At 44.1% G+C, this 18145-nt stretch carries 16 protein-coding genes; 6 read left to right on the top strand and 10 right to left on the bottom strand.

Annotation, left to right across the window (positions count from 1 at the left end; all coding sequences use genetic code 11):
• Positions 1-105 precede the first annotated feature (105 nt).
• On the bottom strand, positions 106-849 hold the full coding sequence (proQ, locus tag FHQ23_RS04745; protein WP_139613287.1) for an RNA chaperone ProQ: 744 nt from the start codon (positions 847-849) through the stop codon (positions 106-108).
• Positions 850-1182: 333 nt separating this feature from the next.
• Here proQ and FHQ23_RS04740 point away from each other — a divergent pair, with 333 nt between their 5' ends.
• Both FHQ23_RS04740 and FHQ23_RS04735 read left to right on the top strand, forming a co-directional pair.
• Positions 1183-2457, top strand: coding sequence for a paraquat-inducible protein A (locus FHQ23_RS04740; RefSeq protein WP_139613301.1), 1275 nt, complete (start codon positions 1183-1185; stop codon positions 2455-2457).
• 16 nt (positions 2458-2473) lie between these two features.
• Complete coding sequence (locus tag FHQ23_RS04735; protein WP_139613302.1) at positions 2474-5104, top strand: MlaD family protein; 2631 nt, start codon at positions 2474-2476, stop codon at positions 5102-5104.
• Between the two features lie 220 nt (positions 5105-5324).
• On the opposite strand, the gene pepT is transcribed toward FHQ23_RS04735, so the two are convergent.
• Positions 5325-6587 (bottom strand): peptidase T, encoded by a 1263-nt coding sequence (gene pepT / locus FHQ23_RS04730; protein WP_139613286.1) that lies wholly within the window; start codon positions 6585-6587, stop codon positions 5325-5327.
• Positions 6588-6814: 227 nt separating this feature from the next.
• On the opposite strand from pepT, the gene adk reads away from it, so the two are divergent.
• Positions 6815-7459 carry an adenylate kinase gene (gene adk, locus FHQ23_RS04725; protein ID WP_139613285.1) on the top strand — a complete coding sequence of 215 codons (645 nt, stop codon included), beginning with the start codon at positions 6815-6817 and terminating at the stop codon, positions 7457-7459.
• An 80-nt stretch (positions 7460-7539) separates the two neighbouring features.
• Here the strand turns inward: adk and FHQ23_RS04720 are convergent, their stop codons facing one another.
• Genes FHQ23_RS04720 through FHQ23_RS04705 form a run of 4 tightly spaced genes read right to left on the bottom strand, consistent with a single transcriptional unit; the run spans position 7540 to position 10973 of the window.
• Positions 7540-8487 (bottom strand): transketolase family protein, encoded by a 948-nt coding sequence (locus tag FHQ23_RS04720; protein WP_139613284.1) that lies wholly within the window; start codon positions 8485-8487, stop codon positions 7540-7542.
• Positions 8477-9325, bottom strand: a complete 849-nt coding sequence (locus FHQ23_RS04715) for a transketolase (RefSeq protein ID WP_176552250.1) — start codon at positions 9323-9325, stop codon at positions 8477-8479. The genes FHQ23_RS04720 and FHQ23_RS04715 overlap by 11 nt, the downstream gene beginning before the upstream one ends.
• Complete coding sequence (gene ulaA, locus FHQ23_RS04710; RefSeq protein WP_139613300.1) at positions 9325-10692, bottom strand: PTS ascorbate transporter subunit IIC; 1368 nt, start codon at positions 10690-10692, stop codon at positions 9325-9327. The genes FHQ23_RS04715 and ulaA overlap by 1 nt, the downstream gene beginning before the upstream one ends.
• Before the next feature lie 11 nt (positions 10693-10703).
• Positions 10704-10973 (bottom strand): PTS sugar transporter subunit IIB, encoded by a 270-nt coding sequence (locus FHQ23_RS04705; protein WP_132966153.1) that lies wholly within the window; start codon positions 10971-10973, stop codon positions 10704-10706.
• A gap of 263 nt (positions 10974-11236) precedes the next feature.
• Here FHQ23_RS04705 and FHQ23_RS04700 point away from each other — a divergent pair, with 263 nt between their 5' ends.
• Positions 11237-12262, top strand: a complete 1026-nt coding sequence (locus FHQ23_RS04700; RefSeq protein WP_139613282.1) for a LacI family DNA-binding transcriptional regulator — start codon at positions 11237-11239, stop codon at positions 12260-12262.
• A gap of 56 nt (positions 12263-12318) precedes the next feature.
• On the opposite strand, the gene FHQ23_RS04695 is transcribed toward FHQ23_RS04700, so the two are convergent.
• From FHQ23_RS04695 to FHQ23_RS04680, 4 genes are read right to left on the bottom strand one after another with little or no spacing between them, the layout of a single operon-like run.
• The gene (locus tag FHQ23_RS04695; protein WP_176552249.1) at positions 12319-13227 is read right to left on the bottom strand and encodes a siderophore ABC transporter substrate-binding protein; all 909 of its coding nucleotides are present in this window, start codon (positions 13225-13227) and stop codon (positions 12319-12321) included.
• A 32-nt stretch (positions 13228-13259) separates the two neighbouring features.
• Complete coding sequence (locus FHQ23_RS04690; RefSeq protein WP_139613280.1) at positions 13260-14024, bottom strand: iron ABC transporter ATP-binding protein; 765 nt, start codon at positions 14022-14024, stop codon at positions 13260-13262.
• An 11-nt stretch (positions 14025-14035) separates the two neighbouring features.
• Positions 14036-14995: an iron chelate uptake ABC transporter family permease subunit gene (locus FHQ23_RS04685; protein WP_139613279.1), complete on the bottom strand. Its 960-nt coding sequence runs from the start codon at positions 14993-14995 to the stop codon at positions 14036-14038.
• A complete protein-coding gene (locus tag FHQ23_RS04680; RefSeq protein WP_139611433.1) occupies positions 14988-15941 on the bottom strand; it encodes an ABC transporter permease in 954 nt (317 codons plus the stop codon). Before FHQ23_RS04680 ends, FHQ23_RS04685 begins: the two co-directional genes overlap by 8 nt.
• A 141-nt stretch (positions 15942-16082) precedes the next feature.
• Here FHQ23_RS04680 and rarD point away from each other — a divergent pair, with 141 nt between their 5' ends.
• Positions 16083-16958: an EamA family transporter RarD gene (rarD, locus tag FHQ23_RS04675; RefSeq protein WP_139613278.1), complete on the top strand. Its 876-nt coding sequence runs from the start codon at positions 16083-16085 to the stop codon at positions 16956-16958.
• A 409-nt stretch (positions 16959-17367) separates the two neighbouring features.
• Positions 17368-18060 carry a cytochrome-c oxidase gene (locus FHQ23_RS04670; RefSeq protein WP_139613277.1) on the top strand — a complete coding sequence of 231 codons (693 nt, stop codon included), beginning with the start codon at positions 17368-17370 and terminating at the stop codon, positions 18058-18060.
• The last annotated feature ends 85 nt before the right edge of the window (positions 18061-18145 follow it).

The following is an 18145-nucleotide window of genomic DNA, read 5'->3' as shown; positions in this document are numbered from 1 at the left end:
AAAATAGACGTCGTTAATAGTTAATATAAGCCTGAAATGAATAAAACATCGTACCTTGATAAGGTACGATGTTCTGCTCTTTAGTCGATGCGCAAAATTGCCTGATTATTCAACATTGTAGAGATGTTCAAATGCCACATTCAACATAATACCGCTTTGCAATTGCACTCTGGCAGAGTCTTTCATCACTTCCAACACCGTAGCACGATTGGCTTTTTCCGCCAATTTCACCTTAACTTGCTGTCCTTTCAATAAATTTTCAACCTTAACCGGGGTTAAATTCACAGCTGGACGTACAGTGTTTTCTCGCTTGACCGCACTTTCACCTTTGACCGCACTTTGCGGTTTATGTGTTTTCAGCTGGCGCACTGCTTTTGGGGCGCCAGACGGTTTACGGTTGGCTCTTTGGCTACGCTGTTTTTCTGTACTCGTTTTTTCTGCATTTTTGGCTTTTAATGCGGCACGCATTTGCGCTTTGCGCTCCGCTACTTTGGCTTTCGCTTGCTGTAACTGTTCAGCTGCGTGGTCAGCATGTTCTTGCTCTAATACACCACAACTTTCACCCTGCAAATCGACTCGCTCAGCACCGACTTTACAGCCATACAGGTAACGCCAGTTTGAGGTGTATTGACGTAGCGCATGGCGTAATTGGGTTTTACTGACCGCTTCGTCATGCTCAAGTGCGGTTGCAAGATCTTGAAAAATACCGATTTTAAGCGGCTTAGCTTCCCCTTCCAAACTAAAACACAGCGGAAAACGCTCTGCCAAATACGCAATCACGGCTTTGCTGCTACTCAATTTTTGTGGTTCTGTTTGTGGATCTTTCTGTTCTGTTTGTTGTTCTGTCATGAAATCATACGTTCCTGAATCGTAATTTCTGAACCCTAGGGCCTGTTGATGCTTATTTATAATTTGAGCTATAGACCCTAGTATCAAAGCAAAAGCTGACACTTATGCCTAGCAAGAAATCAAAATAATAGACGCATAGTCTAGCTTAATTTTTGACTGCTTGACAACAGAAACCGCACTTTTATCCGATGTTCTTCTTAGCGAAGCGGCCAATTAAGGTTGTCAGAGCAGTTTTCTGGATATTTTGACGCTATAGTCAGCCATTCAACTTTATATTATACTGACGCAGTTTTGTTTAACGCATTTTCTCTGTACCGTTTTACAGGAAGGCTGATTATTAAAATCTTATCACGAGTTTCAAACACCCATCTACTACGTTGTGACGAATGCGATGCGCTGGTCAATGTTCCACGCTTGCACTCACGGCAGGTTGCCTGCTGCCCGCAATGTAACGCCGAGCTGCGCTCCGGCAGCCGTTGGAGTCTGAAACGTTGTGCGATTATTGCGATCTCAATCCTGATTTTAATGCCGTTTGCTTTCACTTTTCCTTTGCTCAGTATTGATTTGCTTGGGGTACCGGTGCACGCCTCAGTCTGGGGTGGTGCTTGGAAAATTGCCACCAACAATGATATTTACACGGGGTTTATGGTATTGCTGTGCGCCATCATCATGCCGTTATGTTTCGCCACATTGGTGCTGTTTTTATGGATTGCTAAGCATTTCAACCACCGTCCGCGCAACCTGTTATTAATGCTGGGTTATATCAAACCTTGGGTAATGTTGGATGTCTATCTGGTCAGCCTCGGCGTTGCGGCGTTTAAAGTGCGTGAATATGCCACTTTAACTATCGATATCTATTTTTTGGCGTTTGTGTTTACCGCACTTTTAACCACATTGCTATTTATCAAAATCAATCCGTTGGCACTTTGGAATGAATTTTATCCGCAGTTTGCCTATCCTACGGCAAATACACACAACAAAAATCATGAATTATGTCACTGCCATGCCTGCAATTACACCTTTGCTGCACAACAGCGCACCCTTGACAGTCAGGGACGCCACTATTGCCCACGCTGCGAATCCTTATTAGATATTAATGACAACACTAAACTGCAACGCACTTGGGCAGCGTTGATCGCCGGGATCATCATGCTGATTCCTGCCAATCTGTTGCCGATTTCATATATCTATTTAAACGGCGTTGCCAGCGGTGATACCCTGATTTCCGGTGTGATTTCTTTTATCGGTATGGGCAGCTATTTTGTCGCCTTTGTGGTTTTCATCGCCAGTATTTTCGTGCCGCTAAGCAAAATCATCGCCATGATTTACCTGTTGATCAGTGTACACCGCCGAAAAGCCGGCAATATCGAGAGAAAAATGAAGCTGTTGCATCTGGTGCATTTTGTTGGACGCTGGTCTATGCTCGACTTATTCGTACTCTCGTTGATGATGTCGCTGGTGACGCGTGGACAGATTATTACCTTTTCCGTCGGCCCGGCTGCCTTTTATTTTGGTGCCGCCGTCTTTTTGACCATGATTGCCGCCGAGCAATTTGATAGCCGTTTACTTTGGAAGCTCTATGACAAAAAACCAAACTCCCCCTCATGATCCAGCGCCGCAAACGATGCCAACGCCAAAAGTGCAAAATGCGACGGTGCGCCGCTTAAAAAGCATTTCGCCGTTTTGGCTGTTGCCGATTGTCGCGCTGATTATCGGATTGGCACTGTTTGCACGTATTTTAGACGAACAAGGCGAAAGCATTACCATTTATTTCTCCAACGGCGCCGGTATTACTGCCGACAAAACCCCGATTCGCTATCAGGGTTTACAGATCGGCGTGGTCAAAAAAGTCAAGTTCACCGAAGATCTAAAACGAATTATGGTAACTGCCAGTATCAATCCGGAAGCCAAAACAGTATTACGGGAACACACTAAATTCTGGTTAGTACGCCCTAGCGCCTCCCTTGCCGGTATTTCTGGCTTAGATGCGTTGGTTTCCGGAAACTATATCACGCTAGCGCCCGGTGGTGGCGATAGTGCCGATGAATTTATCGCAGAATCCGAAGGGCCAATGGCGCAAATGGACGAAGGCGATATTTTGATTCACCTGTTAGCCGACAATCTAGGCTCAATTTCTGCCGGAGCTTCTGTTAATTACCGCAAAATTCCGGTCGGCAGTATCTCTGATTACCGCTTTTTAGAAGATCAGAAAAAAGTTCAAATCGATGTAGTGATTAACAAATCCTACAGCCATTTGGTTAAAAAAGATTCTCGCTTCTGGAACAGCAGCGGCTTACAAACCGACATCAGCTTGAGTGGGATTTCGGTTGATATGGACAGTATCACCTCGTTGGTAATCGGCGGGGTTTCGTTTGACTCGCCTGAAAACAGCCCAAGTGCGGTCAACGGCGAAAGCTATACCCTGTACCAAGATGAAAAATCCGCCCAACGCGGTATTGAAGTTGATATCACCTTGCCGAACATTCGCGGCTTAAAAATTAACAGTACACCGCTTTACTATCAAAACTTTAAAATTGGTACCCTTGCTGCATTGGACGCTCAAGCCGAAAACAAAGATAACAGCGTGCATGGCAAATTATTGGTTGATGAAAATATTGGTAATCTGCTACGTAGTGACAGTCAAATTGTCATAAACGAAAACAGTCTGAATGCCGATAATTTGAATAATTTGGAAAAATTACTTGCCGGCCCCTATTTCACGCTGATCGCCGGCAGCGATGGAAACAGCACGCCTAAAACGGATTTTACTGTACTGACCCAGTCGGAATTACTGCTCAGCTTACCAAAAACCCTGATCATCAAACTGACTGCACCGGAAACCTACAATGTGAATGTCGGACAAGGGGTTTTGTATAACGGTATTCGGATTGGCGAAATTGCCCAGCGCACAGTATCAATTGAAGGGGTTGAATTTAAAATTGCCATCGCCGAAGAGTATCGTGATCTGATCTATGCTGATACCAAATTTATTGCCGCGTCCAATTTAAATGTCAACATCGGTGTGGACGGGATTCAATTTGAAGCGGCGGCACCAGAAAAATGGCTGCAAGGCGGTATTCGGATTCTGGCAAACAAACACGGCAAAGGCGAAGCGCTGACGCAATATCCGCTGTATAAAGACCTCAGCAGCGCCGAATCCGGGATCACCGGCGATAACCTACAGCCTGCTATCACGCTGCATTCTGCGGTGTTGCCCGGCATCGAAAACGGTTCTCTAGTGCTGTATAAACAATTTCCGGTCGGGCAGATTATTTCGGTACAGCCTACCGATAAAGACTTTAAAATTGAGGTATTTATCAACAGTCAATATCGTAATTTGTTGACTGATCGCAGCAAATTCTGGAGCGAAAGTGCGGCGCAGGTGGATATCAGTCCGAAAGGGGTAAATATTCAAGCCGCACCGATTATGCGAACCCTAAAAGGCGCTATCAGTTTTGAAAACTTTGGCGCTGCCAACAAAAATACCCGTCTGTACAGCAATGAAACCGCCGCCCGTTCAGTCGGTAACGAAATTACCCTGACTTCAAGCGATGCCAAAGATTTAAGCCATGGCATGCCAATTCGCTATATGGGGATTACCATTGGCGAGGTGGTTTCGATTGAAATTGATAAAAGTCAACAACGTATTGTCAGCAAAGCGTTGATTCAACCGAATTACTACGCCTTAATCAGTAAAAAAGGCAGCCGTTTTCAACTGATTTCACCACAAATTTCTGCTGGCGCCATCGCCAACCTCGACAGTTTGCTTCAACCTTATATTAATGTTGAGGTCGGCGGCGGCGAAATAAGCAAAACTTTCCGTTTAAATAAAGAGATCAGCAATGCCAGCAAATTTGCCAACGGCATTCCGCTGATTTTGGAAACTTCAAGTGCATTTAACTTGACGGAAGGTTCGCCGGTACAATATCGTGGCATTGAAGTTGGGCTGGTACAAAAAATGACGTTGGACGAATTGGGTGATCGGGTATTGGTGGATATTATCATCGGCAATAAATACAAACACTTGGTACGCCAAAACTCCGAATTCTGGATCACCTCCGGCTACAGTTTCGGCTTCGGCTTACAGGGCTTTGCCTTTGAAACTGGCAGTGTGCAGCAATTCCTAAAAGGTGGTATCTCATTTGGCACACCGTCCGGACAAGTGGTGCAGCCCGCCGCCAAAGCCAAACAACGCTTCTTACTGCAACAAAAGTTACCGGAAGATTCGAAATTCTGGAATCAAGGCGCTTATTAAGATATTAAAACCTGAGGTACTAACATTAAGTTAGTACCTTAGATTATTGACAAAGATATTTGATGAGGCAAAGTAGGGGCGGATTATATATCCGCCCGTTTGCGAAGTGCGGTATAAGCACTTAATCAATAAAGGAAAAATGCAAAGTGCGGTTCGGGCGGATATATAATTCGCCCCTACTTTTACAATATTAATCGTATATTTTAACCTTAGACTACGGCTAGACCGCCAACACGGCGATTTTAGCAATCACATCAACCGCACTTTGCATGCCTTGCACGCTTGCCAGTTCGTATTTGCTGTGGAAGTTGTAACCACCGGTGAATATATTCGGGCAGGCGATACCCATCACTGCCAATTTAGCGCCGTCTGTTCCACCACGAATCGGTTTCAACAGCGGTGTAATACCGCACTCTTGCATCGCCATTTTCGCCAATTCAAGCGACTGCGGAACTTTGCTGATCACCTCATACATATTTTTGTAACTGTCGCTGATTTCAACACGAAAACGCTGCTGCAAGCCGTATTTAGTGGTGAATTCACCTATCCATTGCTGAAATTGTTGTTTACGTAACTTAAATTGTGCGGCATCAAATTCTCGAATCAAATAGTGCATTCGCACTTGTTCAATATCGCCTTCAATTTTATCCAGATGGAAAAAGCCTTGCCGTTCCGCTGTTTTTTCCGGCACGTCATTTTTCGGTAAGTATTGATGGAAATCACAAGCCAACGCCAAAGCGTTAACCATTTTATCTTTAGCATCACCGGGATGTGCCGAATGCCCTTGAATCACAATATCCACTCCGGCGGCATTAAAATTCTCAATTTGCAGCTCTCCTGCTTCACCACCATCAATCGTGTATGCCCAATCACAAACAAAATCAGCTATCGGAAAAAAATCCATCCCCAAGCCAATCTCCTCGTCCGGCGTAAATGCCACTCGAATATTGGCGTGGGGTATTTTGCTCTCGATCAATTGCTCAAGTGCGGTCATGATTTCAGCAATGCCGGCTTTATTATCCGCCCCCAATAACGTATTGCCGTCAGTGACAATCAGAGAGTCACCAACCAATTGCTGCAAAAAAGGGTAATCAACCGGGCTGATATAATCATCACCTTTACCCAACGCAATATCACCACCGCGATACTCTTGAATCAGTTCCGCTTTGATATGCTTGCCACTCATCTGCGGCGATGTGTCCAGATGCGAAATAAAACCAATCGTTCTTTTACTGCCGCAATTCGATGGCAAAAGTGCGGTCACTACACAGTGACGACTGAGCTTTACCTCACTTAACCCCAGCAGCTCCAACTCCTCCACCAAGTGTTCCGCCAGCCGCAATTGCCCCATTGAACTGGGTGATTTTTGAGCCTCAGGTTTAGATTGGGTATCAAACGTAATATAGTTGAAAAAACGGTTTAGCAATTGTTCCCGTTGTTTTTCCCGCTGCTGTAATGCTTTGTGTTGTAATAAATGTGTCATAATTTCCCTCAGACCTGATAAATTATGCTTCCTTCTTGTTTTGCCATTGTATGTCCCTTTCACCGGTGACATTATGATCGATAACAATTTTCTTTCATTTTCTGCTTGAAAAGCATCGAAATTTAAAAAAATTGCGATAAAAACCCTATTCCGCTCAAGGAAAACTTGAGTTTCTGCCTACAGAAAGGTATGTTATGGCGGTTATTTTATTGAAGAGGTCACAATTGATGAAAATTATCTTATTAGGCGCACCTGGCGCTGGCAAGGGCACACAAGCGCAATTTATTATGAATAAATACCATATTCCGCAAATCTCTACCGGCGACATGCTGCGTGCAGCAATTAAAACCGGCAGTGAATTAGGCAAACAAGCCAAACAGCTGATGGATGCCGGAAAACTGGTCCCGGACGATCTGATTATTGCTTTAGTCAAAGAGCGAGTGGCGCAAGACGACGCCAAAAACGGCTTCTTGCTGGACGGCTTCCCACGCACCATTCCACAAGCTGACGCCTTGAAAGATGCCAAAATCGACATTGATTTTGTCTTGGAATTCGATGTGCCTGACCAAGTGATTGTCGAACGCATGAGCGGTCGTCGCGTACACCCTGCTTCAGGACGAGTTTATCACGTGGTTTACAACCCACCAAAAATTGACGGCAAAGACGATATCAGCGGCGAAGACCTGATTATCCGCGCCGACGACAAACCGGAAACCGTATTAGATCGGCTGAATATTTACCACAACACCACCAAACCACTGGTCGATTACTACCAAGCAGAAGCCAAGTGCGGTCACACCCAATATTTCCGTTTAGACGGCACTCAACCTGTTGAAGCGGTGAGTGAAAAATTGGCTGGGATTTTGGGCTAACCCCGACTTTCTAAGACATACAAAACGGCTTTAAACACAATTTAAAGCCGTTTTCATCAACTTATTTGCCATCATTTAAATCAGACCAATAAACTCAGTGCCTGTTTGACGATATGATCAGCGCTTAATTCATATTCCTGCATCAAGAAATCTTGAGTGCCGACTTGTCCGTAACGACCTTTGACTCCGACTCTACGCAACGGAACCGGGCAGTGTTCGGACAAAACTTCGGCAACTGCTGAACCGAGACCGTTATAAATACTGTGGTTTTCACACGTCACGATTCTTCCGGTTTGCTGTGCTTGTTCAATGATGCAGGCTTGATCTATTGGTTTTAACGTGAACATATCGACCACCGTTGCGGCGATCCCTTGCTGTGCCAAGCGCTCCGCTGCGGTTAGCGCTTCGGCGACCATAATACCGTTGGCAATCAAGGTAATATCTTTCCCTTTACGCAATATTTTGGCTTTGCCGATGCTGAACTCTTCGTCTTCAGCATAAATTTTTACTGCTTGTTTGCGAATAGTTCTAACCCAATAAAACCCTTTCAGATCAACCAATTGCCGCACAATATTTTGCATCATGCTGCCGTCGGTGATCTCCAGCACTGTCGCTTTTGCCAGCCCGCGCACAATCCCCATATCCTCAAAAGACATATGCGTGCCACCATTATGTACCGCAGAAATGCCTGCATCAGAAGCGATCACTTTGACATTATTCTCTTGATAATCCAATGACATAAAAAGCTGATCAAAGCAGCGACGGCTGGCAAATGCCGTGAAGGTATGAAAGAACGGAATATGCCCCGCCAAGGATAGACCTGCCGCCATGCCAACCACATTGGCTTCCATAATACCGCAGTTAATCACTTGATTAGGCAATATTTTTTGCACCTGATCCATTCCCATTGAACTCATCAGATCCGCTTCCAACTCAATCACCAGAGGATTTGCAAGCATTTGTTGTTTCAAGGTTTCGGCATAAATTTTACGCATTTCCAACCTATCATATTGTCTTTCAATCGACATATTTTGCCTCCAATTGCTGAATCGCCTGTTCAATTGCTTGTTTGTTTTCTGCGCTCAGCCGCATATGGTGAGAATTCGCCAAATTTTCAATATATGGCACACCTTGCCCTTTTTTGCTGTCGAGAATAATCAGCAGCGGTTTGCTGCTCGGCTGCGGTAATGCAAGTGCGGTGCTTAACGATAATATGCGGTACAATTCTGCGATATCATCACCTTTGATGGTGACCACATCAAAGCCGAACGCCATAAATTTTTGTTCCAGATTTTGAGGATCGATAATTGAAGTTAATGCACCGTCGAGCTGTAACTTATTGTAATCAATAAAAGTATAGAGGTTATTCAATTTATGGTGAGCAATAAATTGAAAAGCTTCCCAACATTGCCCTTCGTTTAACTCCCCGTCACCTAAAATGCAAAAAGTGCGGTTCGGCAAACCTCGCAATTGATGCGAAAGCGCAATGCCGGCGGCAATTGAAATGCCTTGTCCCAACGAGCCGGTTGTCGCATCCACACCTTTAGTCAGCAGCCTATCCGGGTGGCTGGGCAGATGAGTTCCGTTTTGGTTAACGGTCATCAATTCCGCCAGCGGAAAATAACCTTTTAAAGCTAATGTGGCATACAATGCTGGTCCGCCGTGTCCTTTCGACAGCACAAAATAATCACGTTCTACCCAATCCGGCTGTTGCGGATCAATTTTCATGATTCCGCCATACAGCACCGCTAAGATTTCAACAATTGATAAACTGCCGCCAAAATGCCCAAATCCCAGATTTACCAACGATTTTAATAACTGAATTCGGATGTCGTTGGCAAAATGCTGTAATTGATCTATCGCTATCATGATTCATCATCCTTATTAGATGGCGCTTTTTTGGCGACATAGTTATAGACCACCAACAAGCTGAAAATAGCGACAATGGCCACCGTAATCATGTCTTTCGACATATATTGCACCATGTTACCCAGTACAATCCCGACGCCACCAAAATCCGAATCAGAGAATGTTGTGTTGGCAAAGCCCAATGATCCCAATACCGGCAGCAGGAAAACCGGCAGGAAGGTAATCAGCACTCCATGGGCAAATCCGCCAATAATCGCCCCACGCCGCCCGCCAGTCGCATTACCAAACACCCCTGCGGTTGCGCCACAGAAAAAGTGCGGTACTACACCGGGCAAAATCAACACCCAATTCAACATCCCCAAGACTGCCAAACTGGCAATACCGCCGATGAAACTGGCTAAGAAACCAATCAGTACTGCATTCGGTGCATAAGGGAAAACAATCGGGCAATCCAATGCCGGGCGCGCATCCGGCACCAATTTTTCAGAAAATCCGGTAAATGCCGGCACAATTTCGGCTAGAATCAAACGCACGCCTTGCAGAATGATAAAGACCCCTGCGGCAAAGGTAATCGCTTGAATAATGGCATAAACCAGATAGTTTTGTCCGCCACTCAAGGTTGATTCAATATATTCACCGCCGGATGCCAGTGCGAGGATTAAATAGATCACCATCATAGTTAAAGAGATTGAAATTGAACTATCACGCAAGAAACTCAAGTTTTTCGGTAAATCCATCTCTTCCGTTGATTTGGATCCTTTGCCAACCGCACTACCAACCGCACCAGCCAACACATAACCCAGTGTACCGAAATGCCCGAATGCCACGTCATTGCTGCCGGTAATCCGTTTCATATATCGATGCGCAATCGCTGGGAAAAACGCCATTACCATGCCGAGTATCAATGAGCCGACAAAAACCAGTTGGAAGCCTTCAAAGCCTGCCACGGTTAAAATAATTCCGATCATACACGCCATATAAAACGTATGATGTCCGGTCAAGAAAATGTATTTCAGGCGGGTAAAACGTGCCACGACGATATTGGCAACCATACCAAATGCCATAATCAGCGCGGTGGCTGTGCCGTATTTTTCAACTGCCATCGAAACAATAGCTTCATTATTCGGGATAATGCCTTGCACATTAAAAGCATATTCAAACATGCCGCCCAGTGGATTCAATGAGCCGACTAACACCCCGGCACCACCACCCAGCACCAAAAAGCCTAAAATCGTTTTAACTGTGCCTTTGACCACATCTGAAAACGGTTTTTTCTGCGCCAACAAACCGACTAATGCGATCAAACCAACCAACACTGCCGGCACTTTTAAAATATCTAAAATGAAAAAAAGCAAACCGTCCATCATCTTTTCTCCTAGCGATTGAAATAGGCAGCAAGTTTTTCTTCAAACTCTGCTACACTGACCAAGTTTTTCACGACCACGATTTTATCCGCTGAAATGCTACTGCTTTCGGCAATATCTTTTGCCATCACAAACAGATCGGCATCATTCGGCGTCACTGAAGCCAAATCGGTATGATCGACTTCGGCTTCGATGCCTAATTTTTTCAACGCTTTCTTGATGTTCATTTCCATCATAAAACTGCTGCCCAAGCCTGAACCACATACTGCTGTAATTTTCATTATTTTCTCCTTGATAAAAGAGGGATAACACCGGCAATCGCCTGCTGACAAATAGGGTTTTACGCAACACCCGACAATCTTGTATAAGATGTAGGCAGTCTAAACCATCAATGATAGCGCTATCAAACTAAAGATATGAAATCTGTGATAGCGCTAACATATTTTTCGATTTCCTATGCAAGCAACGTTAAAGCACATCAGTTTATGCGCGATTTTCAAATTTATGCGCTATAATTCAGGGATATATTTTGAGGAGTTACACTATGTCATCAAATTCCCATGCTCCCCGCACACGCAGAGCAACCGGGCGAGTCACACTTGCCGATGTCGCCAAACGGGTCGGCGTCGGACAAATGACGGTTTCCAGAGCACTACGCACCCCAGAATTGGTTTCCGACAGTTTAAGAGAAAAAATAGAAAGTGCGGTGCAACAGTTAGGCTATATTCCCAATGCCGCTGCGCGCGAACTGGCATCGGTTTCCAGCCGTAATATTGTGATTATCACCTCGTCAATTACATCAACTGAAAATACCCTGATCCTGTCGGCACTACAGAAAAAACTAAAGCCGCTTGATGTTCAGTTGGTTATCCTGCTTGCCGGTGAAAAAAAATGGCTGCCGGAGTTGATCAACCACTCACCACTTGCCATTGTATTGCTCAATTTAAAATGCCCGCCACAAGAAGCCGAATGGATTAAACAAAGTAGCGTGCTGACGGTGGAAATTGGCGCTAAGCAGCTATCACCGTTGGGAATTAATGTCGGGATCGACAGTAAACAGGCAATGCAAACCATGATCCACTATTTGGTAGAAAGGGGCTGCCAACAAATCGGGCTATTGTCTGCCAAACAAGATTCAGCGATTTTTCAACAATACTTAGAAAGCTGGCACACTACTTTGCTGGCTAAATATTTGGATCCGCACTTAATCCTGCATTGTGCCGAAGAGATCTCTTTTTCGGTTGGTGCCAAGCTGTTTAATGATGCGATGCTGATGTGGGGGCGAATTGATGCGTTGGTATTTCTGTCCGATGAACTGGCTTGTGGCGCACTGTGTGAAGCACAGCGCAAGCGAATCAACATTCCTTATGAAACCTTGATTGTCGGTTTGGGTGGGCTGGATGTCGGTTCAGTCTCCTATCCCAGATTAACCACCATCGATATTCCCTATGAACACATCGGCGAAACCGCAGGACAGCAATTAGTTGAATTATTGCAGCAAAACCGCACTGCTAGCGAAACACGTTTTATCCCGCTGCCGGTCAAACTACTGAAACGGGATAGTGCTTGAGTGAGGTCTTACGCCCAATATCGATTGATAAAAAAACGACAGACCTCGTAATATGATCACTGTACTGCTTTCAGCATTTCCTGATTCATGGCTTTCATCGACTGTAAGCCACCCATCACCAAATACCAGTTCACGGAATCCAAGAATACGATATTGCCGTCTTTATAAGCTTTTGAACCTTTGATTAACGCATTATCAAACACTTTTTCGGCATTACCGCTTTTATTGGTGATCGCCGCCGTACGGTCAACTACAAAAATGTAATCCGGATTTTTATCCAATACATACTCAAAGCTGACTTTCATGCCATGACGTGATTCCTTGATTTCAGTATCGGCTTGAGTGAAACCGTAGTCTTGAAAAATCATACCGTAGCGAGAATTGGGTCCGAACGTGCTGATATTGCTTTCATTCGCCAACAGTACCAATGCCGTTTTGCCTTTGGCTTTTGTTGCAATCGCGGCTAAATCTTGATCAATCGCCTGCAATTGCGCTGTCGCCTCGGCTTGTTTGCCAATAATTTCGGCGATATTGCGTACATTTTGTTGGAATGATGGATAAAAATCCAGATATTGAATATCACTGTAATAGATTGGGGAAATCTCTTTAAAACGATCCACCAACTGACTTTGGCGTGCAGAGATAATCGTCAATTCCGGTTCAACCGCACTTAGGCGTTCAAAATTTGGCTCCATCAAACCGCCGACATCAGCGTAGGCTTTGTCTTCATATTTTTTCAAATAGTCCGGCAGCGGTAACGATTTTGGTACTGCAACCACACTCTCACTGCCTAAGCTATCGAGAATATCCAATGCCGGAAAGTCAAAAATTGCGATACTTTTCGGATTTTGTGGCACATCCAATTCACCAATGGTGCTCGACAGCTTAATATCACTTGCCTGTGCAGTGCCGATGGTTAGGGTCGCCAGTAGGGAAACAGCTAAAGTACGCCAGGTGTTACGCATATTTACTCCTTGTTGAGAGGTTGGTTTTAACATTAATTTTTAAAGAAAACGGCAATTTTATTCTCATCAATGGTGTGAATCGGAATCTGCATGCCATAAATTTGCTGTAGTGCGGCGGTTTGCATAATCTGCCCGACCTCACCCTGCTGCACCAAGCAACCGTTTTTCAAGGCAACAATATAATCGGAATAGCATGAAGCAAAATTAATATCGTGGATCACAATCACCACAGTTTTGCCCAGTTCATCACACAACTTGCGTAAAACCTGCATAATCTGCACCGAGTGTTTCATATCCAGATTATTCAGCGGCTCGTCTAGTAGAATATAATCAGTGTCTTGCGCCAACGTCATCGCAATATAAGCACGCTGCCGTTGCCCCCCACTTAACTCGTTGATAAACACATGACGCATTTTTTGCAGATCCATGTAATCAAGTGAGCGTTCGATATAATCGCGATCGGTTTCGGTTAACCGCCCTTTGCTGTAGGGAAAACGCCCAAATGCGACCAAATCTTCCACCGTCAAGCGCAAATCCAAGTGGTTGCTCTGTTTTAAAATCGAGAGTCGCTTGGCAATTTCACCATTAGGAATTTGGCTAATTGACGAGCCGTCTAACCGCACTTCGCCACTGTCAGCCTGCAATAGGCGACTGATAATCGCCAACAATGTACTTTTTCCGGCACCGTTCGGACCAATAAACGAGGTGATTTTGCCCTTAGGAATCGTCAAGGAAATATCGTTCAAAATCGTTTTTTCCGCATATTTTTTACTGATATGCCTGATTTGTAAACTCATTGTTCACTCCGTTATTGATTGCGACGTAATAAAAGATAAATAAAATAGATGCCGCCGATAAAGTTGATAATAACACTCAGCGTGGTGCTGAAATTCAGCAGTTGCGACACCACAAACTGCCCGCCAATTAAGCTGATGACCGCTAATAAAATCGCGGCAGGCAGTAGTACTCGATAGCGGTGACTGTGAATAAACTCCAAGGTTAAATTCATCACCAGCAAGCCTAAAAAGGTAATCGGGCCGACAAGTGCGGTCGCAATTGAGGTTAAAATTGCCACCACAATCAGCAAGCGCTTGCTTAAACCACGGTAATCCACCCCCAGATTTATCGCCTGATCACGCCCGAGTACCAATACATCGAGTACATTCAAATAACGTACCGCATAGCCAATAACCACACACAACAATCCGGCTGCTAGCCAAAGAATCTCACTATTCACTTTATTGAAGCTGGCAAAACTGGCATCTTGCAAAATTTGAAACTCATTTGGATCGATCAACACTTCCATGAAGGTGGTCAAGCTCTGAAAAAACGTGCCAAAAATAATCCCGACCAGCAATAGAAAAAATAAGTTTGCTTGCTCACGCTTAAATAAAAAATAGTAAAACAGCAGCGAGAACAAGGTCATGATGCCGCCGGAAAGCAGAAAATTGAGCTGCGGATCCATTTGAGTCAGCGCATCGGCGCCAAATAGAAAAATAATGGTTAATTGAATTGACACATACAGCCAATCCAGCCCCAGAATACTCGGGGTTAAGATACGGTTATTCACCAACGCTTGAAAAATCATGGTCGAAAAGGCAATTGCAATGGCAGTCAGCCCAATCGCACTCAAGGAAATCAAACGATAATTCAGCGCATATTGCCAGCGCTTCGGCAGACCGTAAGCCAGATACAACGCCACCACCAGCAAACTGCCAAGCAACAATAGGCACATCTTGGTGCGATTAGATAATATTGGCTTAAACATGGCGGAACCGCTTAAACAACAGCAGCAGGAAAATGCCACTGCCGATCACCCCCACCACTAAACTGATGGCAATTTCATACGGGTAAATCAGCAGCCGCCCAAGAATATCGCACGCCAACACAAACAGTGCGCCCAAAAGTGCGGTATGCGACAAAATATTTTTCAGATTATCACCCAGATACAGGGTCACGATATTCGGCACAATCAAACCCAAAAACGGAATCACGCCGACAGAAACAATCACCACCGAGGTCACCACCGCTACGATTGCCAAACCGAGATATTGAATTCGCTTAAAATTCACCCCTAAATTAAGCGCAAAAGATTCTCCCATACCGACAATCGCAAAACGGTTGGCAAACAGATACACCAACAGCAGCGCCGGCACACTGAGATATAACATTTCATAACGCCCGCTCATCACCAGTGAAAAGTCACCTTGCAACCAACCGGCAATATTTTGCAGCAAGTCCTCTTTCATCGCCAAAAAGATGGTGACCGAACTGATAATATTGCCAAACATAATCCCGACCAACGGCACGAAAATCACGTCTTTAAATTTCAGTTTCGATAAAATGGTAATAAATACCAACGTGCCGAGAAAAGCGGTGATGATCGCAATCATGGTTTTGGTCAGCATAGAAGCGCTAGGAAACAGAATAATCGCCAACAAAATCCCCAAACGTGCCGAATCCATGGTACCTGCCGTGGTCGGTGCCACAAAGCGGTTACGGGTTAACTGCTGCATCACCAAACCACTGATCGCCAAACTGGCACCGGCAATCAAAATACTGAGCAAGCGTGGAATGCGACTCGCGGTAAACACCTGCCACTGTTCAGCATCAAAATACAGCAGCCCGCTCAGCGTAACACGACTGACTCCGAGAAAAAGAGAAAACAGCGATAACACCAATAACAGGCATATCAGATAACGTCTTTTGATCATCACGAATTTACTACTAGCACAACCCAAATCGAATGAGAATGATTTTTTATTTTATAGATTAAGGAAAAATAGTCAATTCTGTTTTGCCGAAATGATTCCGCGTTTTATACTAACCCGACTTATCCCCTGTTTTTAATCACGATGACCAAAGGATTACTCTGTTCGCTGCTAGCTTCTGCGCTGTTCGGTTACCTGTATTATTTCACTACGTTGCTGACACCACTCAGCGGGCTGGATGCCCTTGGTTTCCGGATTCTATTTATGCTGCCGGCTGTGCTTGCGGTACTTCTGCTATTTAAACAGCAAAAGCAACTGTGTGAACATTTAACCCGAATCAAACAGCAACCCTTTCTGCTGTTAGTGGTGATTTTCAATGCGGCAATGATGGGATTTCAAATGTGGCTCTATTTGTGGGCGCCGAATAACGGAAGTGCGGTTGAAGTCACTGTCGGCTATCTGCTGCTGCCTTTGGTGCTAGTCGCATTTGGTAAGTTTTTATTCAAAGAAACGATTTCACGCTATAAGGCACTGGCAATTCTGTGTGCCGGCATTGCGGTGTTGCTTAATATTTTGCTGACCGGCAGAATGTCGTGGGAAAGTCTGGCGGTCAGTTTGGGCTATGCATTGTATTTCGCCAGTCGTAAATTCTTCAAAATGAACGATCTGGCGGTTTTTACCTTAGAAGTTAGCCTGCTGTTTCCGTTCTGTGTGTATATGGTGGCGCAGGTCGATCTCGCTGCGGCGGCTGGCATCAACCCACACATTTATCTGTTGGTTTTTCTGCTTGGTCTCATCAGCAGCATCGCTTTTATCGCCTACATTTTAGCCAGCAACTGGCTACCGATTAATTTACTCGGACTGCTGGGTTACCTGGAAACCGTCGCCATGTTGTTTATTTCACTGTACATTGGCGAAACCATTCAACCCGCTTCTTACCCACTACTATTCGGACTTTCCGCCGCCATGTTGCTGTTGATGTATGATGGGTTTAGGCTACGAAAAAAAGCACTAGCGTAGAACAAAGTGCGGTCAACCTTTCGTTTAACTGCACTTTGATGATTTGTTACTACGCCTTTTCTTTTTCTCGACGCACAGGTGGAGAGCTCCCCTCCCATTTTGTAAATGAATGTAATTTTTACAACTAAACCAAGAAAAACCAATAAAACCCAAGTTATTGAATTTAATTTAAATATTTTTCAGAATGTTTTTCTTTCTTAGAGCGGTATAAATTAAAACCACTTCAGATGATTTTCACCATGTTGACAAAAATAACCTTATTTACAATAATCCTATTGGTTTGTATGTCTTTATTTTTTATGCCTTATCCGTATACATAAAAAATTTAACTCATTTGAACAAATCCATCTGTCAGATGCACCATGCATGTAAATCAATCCAGACTATTAACCATTGGGAAATTAATCTTATGAAAAAATTGTGGCTGCTTCTTATTTTTTCGCTACTGAGCAATACTCTTCATGCCAAAAGTAAAGAACCAATAAAATCCATTGATATTTATATTACTCCCTATTACTCCGCACAAAACGGAAAAGCTGAGGTGGTAAATACTTACGAGTTAATCAACCATCTGCTACTCAGCAATAAATTAGATGATTTTAAAAAAGCGGTACAACTAGTTGAGGCTGCTCCTGACAATGTTACACCAATGACACTCATGGTGTTGGCTGCTAGAGCCTATGACTTTGGTCTGCGTGATGAAGCCGTATTCTGGTTTTACAACGGAAAAAACCGATACATTACTTTGGGGGACGTGATTGACACCAAAGATAAAATGTTTTTTGAAACCCGAACAACAATGGGAGCGTTTCTTAACCTGATAGGTTCGTTTATCAATTCCTATGCTTTTTGCGATATAAACAAACAGCGTGAAATTTATCAAAAATCAATTAATTGGGTAAGGGAACATCCTTATCAAATAATATTTTCAAAGGAACTGCCTTCACCTCATACTGATCGTCAAGCCGCCCTAAAAAAATCGGAAAAGGAGCTGGACGATATACTCAAAAATCAAGATGCTTATTTTGCTAATCCGAAAAACCTTGCCGAATTTCAAGCAAAACGAAAAGCAAATAATGCAGATCAACAATTTTGTTGGTAAGCCTAATTCTATAACTTAACTTAAAAAAGAGGAAACTATGTTAAATCTAAATTGCCCTAATTGCCAAAAATCAATGGGATTAATT

The organism is Testudinibacter crocodili (genome assembly GCF_006228025.1).
GTDB lineage: Bacteria > Pseudomonadota > Gammaproteobacteria > Enterobacterales > Pasteurellaceae > Chelonobacter.
This window is presented reverse-complemented; position numbering and strand designations above follow the sequence as displayed.

Excerpts from the sequence above, each read along its gene's own strand:
- rarD (WP_139613278.1), top strand. The coding sequence starts at position 16,083 with ATGACCAAAGGATTACTCTGTTCGCTGCTAGCTTCTGCGCTGTTCGGT.
- FHQ23_RS04690 (WP_139613280.1), bottom strand. The coding sequence starts at position 14,024 with ATGAGTTTACAAATCAGGCATATCAGTAAAAAATATGCGGAAAAAACG.
- FHQ23_RS04735 (WP_139613302.1), top strand. The coding sequence starts at position 2,474 with ATGCCAACGCCAAAAGTGCAAAATGCGACGGTGCGCCGCTTAAAAAGC.
- FHQ23_RS04705 (WP_132966153.1), bottom strand. The coding sequence starts at position 10,973 with ATGAAAATTACAGCAGTATGTGGTTCAGGCTTGGGCAGCAGTTTTATG.
- FHQ23_RS04700 (WP_139613282.1), top strand. The coding sequence starts at position 11,237 with ATGTCATCAAATTCCCATGCTCCCCGCACACGCAGAGCAACCGGGCGA.
- adk (WP_139613285.1), top strand. The coding sequence starts at position 6,815 with ATGAAAATTATCTTATTAGGCGCACCTGGCGCTGGCAAGGGCACACAA.
- FHQ23_RS04720 (WP_139613284.1), bottom strand. The coding sequence starts at position 8,487 with ATGTCGATTGAAAGACAATATGATAGGTTGGAAATGCGTAAAATTTAT.
- FHQ23_RS04680 (WP_139611433.1), bottom strand. The coding sequence starts at position 15,941 with ATGATCAAAAGACGTTATCTGATATGCCTGTTATTGGTGTTATCGCTG.
- ulaA (WP_139613300.1), bottom strand. The coding sequence starts at position 10,692 with ATGGACGGTTTGCTTTTTTTCATTTTAGATATTTTAAAAGTGCCGGCA.
- FHQ23_RS04685 (WP_139613279.1), bottom strand. The coding sequence starts at position 14,995 with ATGTTTAAGCCAATATTATCTAATCGCACCAAGATGTGCCTATTGTTG.
- FHQ23_RS04670 (WP_139613277.1), top strand. The coding sequence starts at position 17,368 with ATGAAAAAATTGTGGCTGCTTCTTATTTTTTCGCTACTGAGCAATACT.
- FHQ23_RS04695 (WP_176552249.1), bottom strand. The coding sequence starts at position 13,227 with ATGCGTAACACCTGGCGTACTTTAGCTGTTTCCCTACTGGCGACCCTA.
- proQ (WP_139613287.1), bottom strand. The coding sequence starts at position 849 with ATGACAGAACAACAAACAGAACAGAAAGATCCACAAACAGAACCACAA.
- pepT (WP_139613286.1), bottom strand. The coding sequence starts at position 6,587 with ATGACACATTTATTACAACACAAAGCATTACAGCAGCGGGAAAAACAA.